19 protein-coding genes are annotated in these 12,480 nt (G+C 29.0%); 13 read left to right on the top strand and 6 right to left on the bottom strand.

The features are described 5' to 3' along the window. Positions 1-122 precede the first annotated feature (122 nt). The 3 genes from OCV55_RS13720 to OCV55_RS13710 are packed head-to-tail and all read right to left on the bottom strand — an operon-like array spanning position 123 to position 1,996. On the bottom strand, positions 123-785 hold the full coding sequence (locus tag OCV55_RS13720) for an ABC-2 transporter permease (RefSeq protein WP_118661741.1): 663 nt from the start codon (positions 783-785) through the stop codon (positions 123-125). 1 nt (position 786) lies between these two features. Continuing rightward, positions 787-1,623 (bottom strand): ABC transporter ATP-binding protein, encoded by an 837-nt coding sequence (locus OCV55_RS13715; RefSeq protein ID WP_147580903.1) that lies wholly within the window; start codon positions 1,621-1,623, stop codon positions 787-789. Position 1,624: 1 nt separating this feature from the next. Then, positions 1,625-1,996, bottom strand: a complete 372-nt coding sequence (locus tag OCV55_RS13710) for a GntR family transcriptional regulator (protein ID WP_032090829.1) — start codon at positions 1,994-1,996, stop codon at positions 1,625-1,627. Positions 1,997-2,096: 100 nt separating this feature from the next. Here OCV55_RS13710 and OCV55_RS13705 point away from each other — a divergent pair, with 100 nt between their 5' ends. The 5 genes from OCV55_RS13705 to OCV55_RS13685 all read left to right on the top strand — a co-directional run bounded on the left by OCV55_RS13705 (position 2,097) and on the right by OCV55_RS13685 (position 4,089). Then, entirely contained in the window at positions 2,097-2,591 is a 495-nt protein-coding gene (locus OCV55_RS13705) for a hypothetical protein (protein ID WP_147580902.1), read from the top strand. An 87-nt stretch (positions 2,592-2,678) separates the two neighbouring features. After that, positions 2,679-3,011, top strand: coding sequence for a hypothetical protein (locus OCV55_RS13700; RefSeq protein ID WP_147580901.1), 333 nt, complete (start codon positions 2,679-2,681; stop codon positions 3,009-3,011). Positions 3,012-3,084: 73 nt separating this feature from the next. Beyond that, complete coding sequence (locus OCV55_RS13695; protein WP_267309955.1) at positions 3,085-3,303, top strand: RbsD/FucU domain-containing protein; 219 nt, start codon at positions 3,085-3,087, stop codon at positions 3,301-3,303. After that, positions 3,300-3,539 carry a hypothetical protein gene (locus OCV55_RS13690; RefSeq protein ID WP_267309954.1) on the top strand — a complete coding sequence of 80 codons (240 nt, stop codon included), beginning with the start codon at positions 3,300-3,302 and terminating at the stop codon, positions 3,537-3,539. The genes OCV55_RS13695 and OCV55_RS13690 overlap by 4 nt, the downstream gene beginning before the upstream one ends. After that, complete coding sequence (locus tag OCV55_RS13685) at positions 3,532-4,089, top strand: sugar O-acetyltransferase (protein WP_147580900.1); 558 nt, start codon at positions 3,532-3,534, stop codon at positions 4,087-4,089. Before OCV55_RS13690 ends, OCV55_RS13685 begins: the two co-directional genes overlap by 8 nt. 29 nt (positions 4,090-4,118) lie before the next feature. On the opposite strand, the gene OCV55_RS13680 is transcribed toward OCV55_RS13685, so the two are convergent. Both OCV55_RS13680 and OCV55_RS13675 read right to left on the bottom strand, forming a co-directional pair. Continuing rightward, positions 4,119-5,156, bottom strand: coding sequence for an aspartate-semialdehyde dehydrogenase (locus OCV55_RS13680; protein WP_147580899.1), 1,038 nt, complete (start codon positions 5,154-5,156; stop codon positions 4,119-4,121). A 13-nt stretch (positions 5,157-5,169) separates the two neighbouring features. Further along, positions 5,170-6,324: a homoserine dehydrogenase gene (locus tag OCV55_RS13675; protein ID WP_032090824.1), complete on the bottom strand. Its 1,155-nt coding sequence runs from the start codon at positions 6,322-6,324 to the stop codon at positions 5,170-5,172. 289 nt (positions 6,325-6,613) lie between these two features. Here OCV55_RS13675 and thrC point away from each other — a divergent pair, with 289 nt between their 5' ends. Both thrC and thrB read left to right on the top strand, forming a co-directional pair. Further along, positions 6,614-8,098 carry a threonine synthase gene (thrC, locus tag OCV55_RS13670; RefSeq protein WP_147580898.1) on the top strand — a complete coding sequence of 495 codons (1,485 nt, stop codon included), beginning with the start codon at positions 6,614-6,616 and terminating at the stop codon, positions 8,096-8,098. Positions 8,099-8,101: 3 nt separating this feature from the next. Beyond that, positions 8,102-8,995, top strand: a complete 894-nt coding sequence (gene thrB / locus OCV55_RS13665) for a homoserine kinase (protein WP_147580897.1) — start codon at positions 8,102-8,104, stop codon at positions 8,993-8,995. 14 nt (positions 8,996-9,009) lie between these two features. Here thrB and OCV55_RS13660 read toward each other — a convergent pair whose 3' ends face one another. Beyond that, on the bottom strand, positions 9,010-9,243 hold the full coding sequence (locus OCV55_RS13660) for a helix-turn-helix domain-containing protein (RefSeq protein ID WP_022002683.1): 234 nt from the start codon (positions 9,241-9,243) through the stop codon (positions 9,010-9,012). Positions 9,244-9,432: 189 nt separating this feature from the next. Between OCV55_RS13660 and OCV55_RS13655 the strand changes: the two genes are divergently transcribed. The 6 genes from OCV55_RS13655 to OCV55_RS13630 all read left to right on the top strand — a co-directional run bounded on the left by OCV55_RS13655 (position 9,433) and on the right by OCV55_RS13630 (position 12,369). After that, on the top strand, positions 9,433-9,672 hold the full coding sequence (locus OCV55_RS13655; RefSeq protein WP_032090821.1) for a hypothetical protein: 240 nt from the start codon (positions 9,433-9,435) through the stop codon (positions 9,670-9,672). A 1-nt stretch (position 9,673) separates the two neighbouring features. Next, positions 9,674-10,405 (top strand): alpha/beta hydrolase family protein, encoded by a 732-nt coding sequence (locus tag OCV55_RS13650; protein WP_032090820.1) that lies wholly within the window; start codon positions 9,674-9,676, stop codon positions 10,403-10,405. Positions 10,406-10,499: 94 nt separating this feature from the next. Beyond that, the gene (locus OCV55_RS13645; RefSeq protein WP_022002680.1) at positions 10,500-10,826 is read left to right on the top strand and encodes a PadR family transcriptional regulator; all 327 of its coding nucleotides are present in this window, start codon (positions 10,500-10,502) and stop codon (positions 10,824-10,826) included. Continuing rightward, on the top strand, positions 10,819-11,418 hold the full coding sequence (locus OCV55_RS13640) for a DUF1700 domain-containing protein (RefSeq protein WP_022002679.1): 600 nt from the start codon (positions 10,819-10,821) through the stop codon (positions 11,416-11,418). The genes OCV55_RS13645 and OCV55_RS13640 overlap by 8 nt, the downstream gene beginning before the upstream one ends. 1 nt (position 11,419) lies before the next feature. Beyond that, positions 11,420-12,178 (top strand): DUF4097 family beta strand repeat-containing protein, encoded by a 759-nt coding sequence (locus tag OCV55_RS13635; RefSeq protein WP_032090819.1) that lies wholly within the window; start codon positions 11,420-11,422, stop codon positions 12,176-12,178. Positions 12,179-12,180: 2 nt separating this feature from the next. Continuing rightward, the gene (locus OCV55_RS13630; RefSeq protein WP_022002677.1) at positions 12,181-12,369 is read left to right on the top strand and encodes a PspC domain-containing protein; all 189 of its coding nucleotides are present in this window, start codon (positions 12,181-12,183) and stop codon (positions 12,367-12,369) included. Positions 12,370-12,480 lie beyond the last annotated feature (111 nt).

The raw sequence follows: 12,480 nt of genomic DNA, 5'->3' as shown, positions 1-12,480 counted from the left end.
CCAAGTATTGAAAAAGCAGTGAATGATTTCAATAGTGATTGGTATGATGTTTATGGAGAAGGTAAAGGTATTTGTGATTTATAATAAAAGAAATGCTCATGTTCATTTGAACAGAGCATTTTTTAATATTCTTTTTTGTTTAAAAGTTTTAAACTAATGTGATAAGAAATTATATTACAGATGAATGTGAATATAACAGTTGCAAGTGTTGTAATAGATAAATGATTTTCTATAAGTGAATCAATAATTGTTTCTAAATCAAAACCAATGAATTTTGTAAGAAAATAAATTAGAGCTACAAATAAGAAGATACCACCAAAAACAATGATCATTGCAAGTTGACTTCTTTGAGCTTCAAAGTAGACTCCTACAGGAGTTATGATCGCAATCACAAAATAAGAAAACATAAGTGTTAGTAGGCAACCTTGTAGAAAATCACTATTTAGAAAATGAAATGATTGTTGAATACGATAGTAACCTATACTTGAAATACAAATCGCAAAGAATAGAAAAAGTAATCCTAATAAAATACCTAAGCTATATTTTTGTTTAAGATAATCTTCTTTTTTTATAGGCAAAGTAAATAAAGATGTAAAGCCATGATTGATACTATCATAACTAATTGTACTCATTAAAATGATACCTGGAAATACACTGAAATAACCTAAAACAAAGGTGGGTTTCTTATAGAAATAAGAAGAGCCAAAACCAAATAAAACAAGAATGAGAAAGAGTAATTTGCTTTCTTTGATATATGAAAAATCTTTAATAAATAGTCCTTTCATCTTATTCACCCCTTAACATCATAGAAAATAAAGTATCAAAATTATTCTTTTCAATAATAATTTCTGGATAGTTTTCTTGATAGAATTGTTTTTGATTCGTTAAAGCAGTATAACCATAATTTTCTTTTCTCGTCTTTATAAAGTAATTATGATCTACTTGATTAAATTGTTCTTCTGTTAATTTTAATAAACCATATTGATCTAATAAACAATCCGTTGTTTCATGGAATATAAACTTGCCATCATCAATCATATAAATATCATCACATAGACCTTCTAAATCAGAAGAAATATGAGAACTAATTAAAACTGAACGGTTTTCATCTTCCTCCATAAATTCTCGAATTAAGTCAATGATTTCTTCTCGAGCAAGAACATCTAAACCATTTGTTGGTTCGTCGAGAATAAGAAATGAGGCATGATGTGATAAGGCAATTAAAACATTGAGTTTTGTTTTCATACCGGTAGAGAATACATTGATTTTTTTATCTAAAGGAAATTGATATTGTTTACATTTTTGTAGAAAGTAATCTAAATCAAAATCTTTATAGGTGTTATTTAAAAGATTCATTAAATCTTTCAATTTAAGATATTCACATAAAGAAATATTAGCTAGTGTACAACCAATTTTATTTTTATCAACATCTTTATAATCTTTATCTAAAAGTGTAATATCACCAGAATCGATATGAATGAGATTTAAAATGGCTTTAAAAAGTGTAGTTTTTCCTGAACCATTTTTTCCTATTATTCCAGTAATGGAACCGGGTTTTATTTCTAATGAACAATCTAAATGAAAATGTGAATAAGTTTTTTGAACATGATTAACTTTTAACATATTACTCCTCCATTAATAGTTCTAGCATTTCTTTAATTTCTTCATAACTCACACCAGCTTGTTTTCCTTTTTGAATGGCTTTTTCTAAATGAACTTCAATCTCTTTTCGTGCTTCTTCTAGAAGTGTTTCTTCATTAACAGCAAGAATAAAAGTTCCTTTACCATGAATCGTTTTAGTAAGACCTTCGTTTTCTAAAAAGTCATAGGCTTTTTTTACGGTAAGAGCACTGATTTGTAATTCTTTAGCAAGACTTCTTACAGAAGGTAAAGCATCATTTTCTTTTAAAGTGTGGTTATTGATTTGTTTCTTTATCTGATCGACAATTTGTTCATAAATTGGAATCATAGATGAGTGATTAATAATTATGCGCATATAAGTCCTCCTTCATCTATAAACAGTATATAACAGTATAAAACAGTTTGTCAACACCTCCCTTTTTTTATGTTAATATGATTAAAACAAGGTGATGTGTATGGAAAGAAAAGGAACAGGAAAATTAAGAGTTATTAATGATCAAAAAGTATTTGATTATTTTATAAATGAAGAAATAGGAATTAAAAAGGAAATAGCACAAAAAACAAATGTTTCTATTATGACAACAGGAACCATCTTAAATGATTTTTTATCAAAAGGGATTATTGTAGAAAATGAACTTATTTATGTTGAAAAAGGACGTCCTACGCATCAATATAAATTAAATCCAGATTATTATCATGAGTGTATGATGTATGTCAAAAAAAATGATTGTTGTTCTATTATTTATTGTTTAAAAAATGCTTTAGGTGAATTAATTGATTCTAAAAAAATAAAGAAAAAGGAATTGGTAGGAGAAGATATTGTTAATTGTTTAAATAAAATCATTGAAGAAGATAAATATCTTCAATATATTTCTTTAGGATTACCAGCAATTATTTCCAATAATCAAGTTATTGAATCGGATATTGATTCATTAAAAAAATTCTTTTAATGAATGATATTAAATGTATTGCTTATGGATATAATCAAATGCATCATCAAAATGTCTGTTTTCTTACTTTTCCAAAAGATTCAGGGCATGATATTAGATAATCAATTAATTGATGGAAATAATGGAATTGCGGGAGAAGTTGCTTATTTACCCTTATTTGATTTTTTAAAGAAAAGAGAATTTGATAATTCACTTGAAAATATTATTCAAGTTGTTGCGACCACAATTGTGATGTATAATCCTCATTTACTTATCCTTACAGGAGAAAATATAAAAGAAGATGATTTAGAAGCTATTCAAAAAGGAGATTTAAATTATGTTCCTATTCATTTTATGCCTTCTTTAAAATATCAAGAGAATTGTGAAGATTATTATTTTCAAGGATTAGAAAGTCAAATTATTCAAAGAATTCAATTATAGAAGATGAAAATCTTTTTTTATATCAACTGTTTATTAAAAGATTTTTAATATATAAGCGAAGGGGATGAAAAACATGAAAAGAAGAATACTCAATAATGAACTTGCAGCACTTGTAGCACAAATAAGACATGGAGAAATGATTTTTATTGCAGATGCAGGAAGTGGTACAAGTCCTAAAGCAATCTATCCACTAGGTTCAAGTGTGCAATATATTGATTTAGAAGCAGTAACAGGATCACTAAGTTTTCATGATATTTTCACAACATTAAAAGAATGTGGTGTGCTATTGTGACAGAAGATATGTTAGAATTAAATCAAAAGGATTATCAAACCGTTGAAAAATTATTTGGGAAAGAGAATATACATGTCATGCATTATATTCCTGAATATTATCAAATGAGAGATCGTTGTAAAGCGGTGGTACAAACGGGAAATTATGGTGTACATGCTCAAGTAATTTTAATTGCAGGATATCCAAGTGATGATATTCCTATGGAATGGTTAAAGGAAGGATTAAAACATGACTGAAAAAGAAAAGATGAAAGCTGGTTTATGGTATGATGCCAATAATGATCAAGAACTCATAGATCAAAGATTTATATGCCAAGATTTATGTTTTGCATTAAATCAACTGAAACCAAGTGATGAAAAAAGAAATGAAGTAATTGAAAATATTTTGGGATATTTTCCAGATGATTTAGTTTTATTAAGTCCTTTTACAGCGGATTATGGAAAAAATATTAAGTTAGGAAAGAATGTTTTTGTGAACATTAATAATTATTTTATGGATGGAGCAACTATTGAAATAGGTGACAATGTTTTTATTGGTCCTTCATGTGGCTTTTATACAGCAAATCATCCTTTAGATTATACAAATAGAAATCAAGGATTAGAAAAAGCCTTACCGATAAAAGTAGGAGATAATTGTTGGTTTGGAGCTAATGTTTCTGTGATGCCAGGAGTTACAATTGGTGCGGGGTGTGTGATTGCAGCAGGGGCAGTGGTGACCAAAGATATGCCAGCAAATAGTTTAATTGCAGGTGTTCCAGCAAAAGTTATTAAAACAATTGAACAATAAAAATGACCTCCAATGGAGGTCATTACCTTTTATTTTAATAAACCTAATTCAATCATTTTTAATCCGATGTCTACAGAGTTATAAGCAGCACCTTTCATTAATTGGTCACCTGTAATCCATAAACTTAAAGCATTATCTTTATATAAATCTTTTCTTACACGTCCAACGTGAGTTAATTCATCACCGATAAAGCTTGTTGGCATTGGATAAACTTGATTAGCTAAATCATCGCATAAATCAATACCAGTACTATTTCCTAATAATTCAAAAACTTTATCCATATCGATTGGTTTTTTAGTTTCAATATAGATTGATTCACTATGTCCACGTAAAACAGGAACACGTACACAAGTTGCATTGACTTCAATATCTTTATTGAAGATTTTTTTAGTTTCATTTACCATTTTCATTTCTTCTTTACTATATCCATTTGATAAATCAAATTTATCTACTTGAGGAATACAGTTGAAAGCAATTGGAAAATGTTTTTTATCACCAGCACAAGGTAATGTTTTAGCAACAGGTTCTTTACCATCTAAAACTTCTTGGCTTTGACGATAAAGTTCTTCCATACCAGCAACACCAGCACCAGATACAGCTTGGTAAGTAGAAACAACGATTCTTTCAATATCAAATTCATCATTTAATCTTGTAAGAGCACTACACATCATAATTGTTGTACAGTTTGGACAAGAAATAATTCCATGATGGTCTTTTAAGGCTTCACCATTTACTTCAGGAACAACTAAAGGAACATTAGGATCCATTCTAAAATGTGAAGTATTATCAATATTGACACATCCAGCTTTTACGGCATATTTCATATATTTTTCTGAAATACTTCCACCAGCAGACCAGAAAGCAACTTCTACACCTTCAAAACTATTTTCAGTTAATTCTTCAACAACAAATTTATGTCCTTCAAATTCGATTTCTTTTCCAGCACTTCTTGCAGAAGCTAATAATTTAATACTTTCAAAAGGAAAGTTAAATTGGAAAACACATCTTAACATTTCACGACCAACGGCACCAGTAGCACCAACAATAGCAATTTTAAATTTTTTCATTTTTATAATCTCCTTATCCTCTTACTTTGAAAATAACAGCATTTTCATCATTTAATTTATTTTTTAAATCAGCTAATTCAATTTCTTCTGTTATATAAATATGATCATCTTTTTCACTATAGTATGTTTCATAAGGAATATCTACAGGTTTAGATGCTCTTACATAATAGCGTGAAGAAGAAATAGGGTAAACATGTTTACAATCTTCATAATCATGTGACCATCTTTCTACTTGGTGTGTTTTCATGATATCACTGACAACAGCTGAAGCAGTGACATAACGTCCAGCACCACGACCATAATAAATAATGTTATTAACATAATCGTTATCGATTTCAACAACGTTGTAAGAATCCATAACATTGGCTACAAGTTCATTTAGGTTTACAAGTGTTGCTGAAACATCAATTCCTAAACCATCTTTAACAGGTTTTGCTTGAGCAATCATTTTAAAACGATAACCTAATTTTTTAGCGTAATCCATATCTAATTTAGAGACATTACGGATACCACTAGCTTGAATTTGATCAAAGTCAACAAATTTTTGATAACCATTTTGTGCTAAAATACAAATTTTATGAGCAGCATCAATTCCATCTAAGTCTAAAGCAGGATTAGCTTCAACATATCCTAAACCATCTGCAATTGATAATGCTTCATCAAAATCAAGATTTTCATTTTCCATTAAAGTTAAAATAAAGTTGGTTGTTCCATTTAAAATACCAACAATTTCTTTGGTATTATTTGCAATCAAACTTTCTTTTTGACTTGCTAGAACAGGAATACCTCCTCCTACAGAAGCTTCATAGAAAATATGTACATCATTTGCTTTAGCAGTTTGGAAAATTTCTTTTCCATAATGAGCTAATAAAGCTTTATTAGCTGTAACTACATGTTTTTTGTTATTTAATGCTTCTAAGATAATGTTTTTCGCAATTGTTGTTCCCCCAATAAGTTCAACAACGACATCAATTTCCTCATCATTAATAACATCATGATAATCTTTTGTATAAATAATTCCCTTAGGTAAGTCTACTTCTTCAAGACCACACCCGTATTTAACAACAATTTCTTGTTTCATTTCTTTTTCTAAACGTGTTTTTTCATTTGTAAGAATTTCAATGACCCCATATCCTACAGTACCAAGTCCAATAACACCTATTTTCATGATAGTCCCCCTTATAATAAAAAATAGACCAAATGGTCTATTGAAAACTTAACATAAACAAACCATTATTCTTGAGCTTTATTTTTTAAATGCATCAATAATAGTTTTAATGGTTATCATAGTTAAGCCTCACTTTCTTTACTTTTTTGATATAATAGCATGATTGTATACAGTAGTCAATTTTTTCTCATAGTTTCTTTCCTTATATTATATTAATAATAAAATCTTGGATTGTTGACTTTGTATACAATATTCAATATAATAAATTCAATTATTGGAGGATATAGCGATGAATAAGACATATGTAAGTACGCGTAATCATCAAGATCAAATCAATTTCTATCAAGCAATTGTACAAGGAATTGGTGATGATGGGGGATTGTTAGTTCCTAATTTTGATTTTCAAAAATTAGATTTAAATAAATTAGTTCAATTAAATTATGTGGATTTAGCAACAGAGGTGATTTCAACTTTTGTTCCTGAAGATGGTAAAGAACTTATCCATCAAGCATGTTTAAATGCATATGGAAAAGGTTTATTTCCAGAAATTGTTGTTCCTGTAAAAAAAGCAGGAGATGTTTATGTAGCTGAATTATTCCATGGACAAACCGCTGCTTTTAAAGATATGGCATTATCTTTATTACCACATTTAATGACTTTATCTTTAAAACAATTAAAAGAAGATCGTGAAGTCATGATTTTAGCAGCAACAAGTGGTGATACTGGTAAAGCTGCTTTAGAAGGATTTAAAGATGTTGAAGGAACATGTATTAAAGTATTTTATCCATTAGATGGAGTAAGTGCGATTCAACAACAACAAATGGTTTCTCAAGAAGGAAAAAATGTTAAAGTAGTTGGAATTCATGGTAACTTTGATGATGCTCAAAGTGCTGTAAAAGTAGCGTTTGGAGATAAAATGTTAAAAGAAGTAAGTGATCAACATCATGTTTTCTTATCTTCAGCTAACTCAATTAATGTAGGACGTTTGATTCCACAAATCGTTTATTATTTCCATAGTTATTTTGAACTTGTAAGAAATAAAGAAATTGAAATGGGAGATCAAGTAAACTTCTGTGTACCTAGTGGAAACTTTGGAAACTGTTTAGCAGGATGGTTTGCAAAAAATATGGGTCTTCCTGTTAATAAATTTATTGCCGCATCTAATAAGAATAATATTTTAACTGATTTCTTTACAACAGGTAAATATGATGCTAATAGGGAATTCTTTAAAACAAATGCACCAGCAATGGATATTTTAGTATCAAGTAACTTAGAAAGACTTGTATGGTATATGTCTGGAAAAGATGGTGATAAGGTTAAAGAATACATGGAAAAATTAAAAGCAGATGGTATTTATGAAGTTGATGATGAAACATTTGCACGTATTCAAGATCAATTTAAAGCAGGATATTTAAATGAAGAAGAAGTTTTAAAAACAATTAAAGATTGTTATGAAGATAATGGTTATGTTTTAGATACACATACAGCATGTGGTTATGGTGTATTAAAACAATATCAAAAGGAAACTGGAGATCAAACTAAAACAATCTTACTTTCAACAGCTTCACCATATAAATTCCCTGAATCTGTTTATAAAGCATTATTCAATGAAGAATTAAATGTTTATGATGCAATTGAAAAATTAAATAAAAAAACAGGTGTAGCAGTACCTAAACCATTAGTTGGAATTAAGGATAGAGAAGTGCTACATAAAACACATATTGATAAAACAGAAATTATTAATTTTATTAAATCAGAAATGGAAGGACTTTAAAGAATGAAAGTCAAAGTCAAAGTACCAGCAACAAGTGCCAATTTAGGACCAGGATTTGACGTTGCTGGATTAGCGTTAACTTTATATAATACCTTTACTTTTGAATTAAATGAAGGTGGATTAAATATTACAGGTTGTCCAACACAATTTTGTAATGAAGAAAACTTAACATATCAAGCTTTTAGCCAAGCAGCTCAAAGCTGTGGTTTAGATTTTAAAGGTGTCAATATTCATTGTGAAAGTCAAGTTCCTTATACAAGAGGTCTTGGAAGTAGTTCAACATGTATTGTGGCAGGAATCGTTGGAGCTTTTGCTTTTAAAGACAAAACAGATGATCGTCAAGAAATTCTTGAACTTGCGACAAAGATTGAAGGACATCCAGACAACGTTGCACCAGCTATTTTTGGTGGTTTAACAGTTTCAGTCATGGAAGAAGAACAAGTGCTTACATTAAATATTCCTGTAAAACATGAATATCGTTTTGTAGCTTTAATTCCACCATTTACTTTATCTACTGAAGAATCACGTAAAGTGTTACCACAAACATTAGGTCGTCAAGATGCCATCAAAAATGTTTCCCATTTAGCTCTCGTCGTTGCTTCTTTGATTAATGGTTATGATGATGGTTTAAAATTAGGATTTAAAGATCGTTTACATCAACCTTATCGTGGTAAGTTGATTCATAATTATGATGAAATTATGAATGTTTTAGAAAACGATGAAAATGTTTTAGGATGTTATTTATCAGGAGCAGGACCTACTTTAATGGCAGTTATTCGTGAAGAAGATAAAATGGGTGTTGTTCGTTTAAAAGAAGAACTTGGATCATTATTAAATGATTGGGAAGTTATTAAATTAGAATTAGATCATAAAGGTTATACTTGTGATTATGAATAAGGGATAAGGAGATTTTACTCCTTATCTTTCTTTTTTTCTTCAATAATGCTTAGATAATCAATACTTTTTTCTAAAAGTTTAGAAAGTAATTTCCAAGTATCGAGGGACATTTCTCTTTCGTTATTCTCATAGTGAGAGTATGTACGCGGAGATACATGGATCAATTTGGCTATGTCTTTTTGTTTTAAATCTTTATCCTCCCTGGTATTTTTTAAATTAATATAAATATATTTCTTCTTTTTAGTCATTTTTTACCTTTCTTTATTTCTCTACTAACACGCTATAATCATAGTATCAATAGAGTATGGAATGTTCTTATTTTCATTATATGGAAAGATTAATTAGAATTGTTGTAATGGAACAATTTGGTCTTTTTTTGATAAATTCATCATTTAGACATATTATTTGTTATAATGAAAAATACAGGAGGTATTAATATGGAAGGTATTACAGAAATTGATAAAACTAAATATATAGATGAGTGTAAAGAAATTGTAAGAAATGAAATACCAGAGGAATTATCTGATGAAATGCTTACAATTGTAACAAATGAAATTATGGATACGTGTCTTTTTATAGGTGGAGATTTTAAAAAAGAAAATATTATAGATATTACAAAACAATATGTCACAATGGGTGGTATTCGAAGAATCAAGAAAGCACATGAGGGTATTTAAAATGCAACATTATTGTGAAATTCCTACACCTAAAGGAACACTTAGAGGATTTTTTCATAAACCTAATCAAGACAAACATCCTGTTTGTTTGATTTTCCATGGTTTTACAGGACAAAAAACGGGAACAAAGTTTTCTTATGTACAATTATCACGTATGTTAGAAGCTAAAGGAATTGCTTCTTTTCGCTTTGATTTTTTAGGAAGTGGAGAAAGTGATGGGAATTTTGTGGATATGACTTTTCAAGATGAACTTTCTTGTGCCAGAGTGATTTTAGAAGAATGTTTAAAAATGGAAAATTGTACAGAAATCTATGTTTTAGGACATTCGATGGGTGGTGCTATTGCTAGTGAACTTGCTAAGCTTTATCCAGATGTAATTAAAAAAATGGTTTTATGGGCGCCAGCTTTTAATTTACCAGATGCGCTTCATTATTTAACAGGACAAGTTGAAAGAGCGAAAACTTATGATCATGGTGGGTATGAAATATCAGATGATTTTGTAGAAGATATTTTAAAAAGAGATTTTTATCAAGAATTAGATACTTATCAAAATGATTTACTTGTGATTCATGGAACAAAAGATACAACAGTTCCTTATGAAATCAGTAACAAATACATGAAATTATTTCATAAAGGAACAAAGTTTGTTTCGATAGAAGATGGCAATCATAATTTTGATAAACTATCTGATATTAAACAAGTTTTAAAATTAACTTTAGAATTTTTTGAATAATGTGTTTAGCACATTATTTTTTTATCAACAAATTCGTTGTAATATAATACTATACGTTGTATAATATTATTGTAAAAAGAATAGGAGGGCAAATATGATATTTAATACAGGGGCTGCTTTGTTAGACGCCATTGTTTTAAGTGTTGTCGCTAAAAAAGAAGAGGGAACGTATGGTTATAAAATTACCCAAGATGTGAGAAAAGGAATCGATGTTTCAGAATCGACACTCTATCCTGTCCTTAGAAGATTACAAAAAGATGATTGTTTAGAGACATATGATAAACAAATTGATGGTAGAAATCGAAGATATTATAGAATTACAGATAATGGAAAGAATAAATTAGAGATGTATAGAAATGAATGGATAAGTTATACAGAAAAAATTAATTCATTATTAAAAGGAGGGGATAATAATGAATAAGGAACAATTTTTAGATGAATTGGAAAAATTATTACAAGATATAGATTCAATAGAAAGAGATGAAGCACTTAATTATTATCGTGATTACTTTGAAGATGCAGGAAGTGAACATGAACAAGAAGTTATAGATGAATTAGGAACACCTGAAAAAGTTGCACAAACAATTAAAGAGGGACTTGATATAAATGAGCAAGAAAATGAAGAAGTAATTCATCATTATAATGAAAGAAATACACGTATATTAAGAGGAATCATTGTTGTTTTATTAGTTTTACTTATTTTACCAACAATTGGTGGTGTTGGTGGTTTAGTAGTAGCAGCGTTTGGTTTATTTCTTTCAATTGTATGTATCGGTATATTTGGTACATTTGGATTGTTATGTGCTTTAGTTGCTTTAGTTGTTGTTGCTATTAAAATGTTTATGGATGGTTTAATTGCTGGTGGTCTTATTTGTTTAGGTGTTGGTTTATTATTATTTTCTTTAAGTTATTTAACTTCTTTAATGACAGTCAGTATTTTTAAATATTTACCACAAGCATTTAGAGCACTCATTGATTTAGGTAAAGATATTTATAATAAGGTGGTGGGTTAATATGAAAATTTATAAATGTATTGCACTTGTAACATTAATTCTTGGTCTTGCTTTATGCGTTGGTGGTGTTTTGATGAATGGCTTAGATCAATTACCTGGTGAAGCACAAAAAGTAACGAATTATGTTAAATTTAAATCTTTTGGTAAAGCAAAAGATGTTAATTTGGAATTAGGTGTTGATGCTCATTGTAACCTTGATTTAGAATTATCAGCATTAAATGGTAAAATCGTTTATTATGATGGAAATACAATTAAAGTAGAAGGAAGTCATGTTAATAAAGATTATGATTTTAAATATAATGGACAAGTTGCAGATATTTCTTTTACGGGTGTAACTCATAAAAAAGAAACAAGCAAACTTACTTTATATATTCCAAGAAATATTCAATTTAATCACATTGATTTAGATATTGATGCCTCAAAGGTTACAATTGAAGATTTACAATGCAATCAATTAGAAATGGAAAGTGATACAAGTAAAGTAACAATCAAACATTTACTTGTTAAAGAAAATGCGGATATTTCTAATGATATGGGTGATTTAGAAATTTCTAATTTAGATACGTATAACTTAGATTTAGAAAATGATATGGGAAATGTATCTTTAGTGATGGCAGATACAAGAGATCAATATAAAGTGACAAAAGATGGTAGTATGAGTTCTGTTCATGTAAGTGATGCAAGTCAAGTTATAGGAAATAAAAATATTGATATCGATACAGATATGGGAAATGTAACAATTCATTTTAAGGGGGAATAATAATGAATAAAAAGTTATATCGTTCAACTAAAGATAAGGTATTAGCAGGGGTATGCGGAGGACTTGGAGAATATTTTGATGTAGATCCAACACTTGTAAGACTTGCTTGTGGTTTGCTTTGTTTATATGCAGGAACAGGACTTCTTGCCTATGTTGTTGCAGCGTGTATTATACCTGTAGATCCAAGATAGTTTTAGAATAAAAAATATCCCGAATTGCAAGCAGAAACTGGAAATAAGAGAAAATAGGAACTAATTTTTATAGAAAATCGTATTTTCAGTTACATTAAGTTTAGCTAATTC

It is taken from the genome of [Clostridium] ammoniilyticum (assembly GCF_025566905.1).
In the GTDB taxonomy this organism is placed as follows: Bacteria; Bacillota_I; Bacilli_A; order Erysipelotrichales; family Coprobacillaceae; genus Faecalibacillus; species Faecalibacillus intestinalis.
Note: the sequence above shows the minus strand (reverse complement) of the source record. Positions and strands in the feature narration are given on the sequence as shown.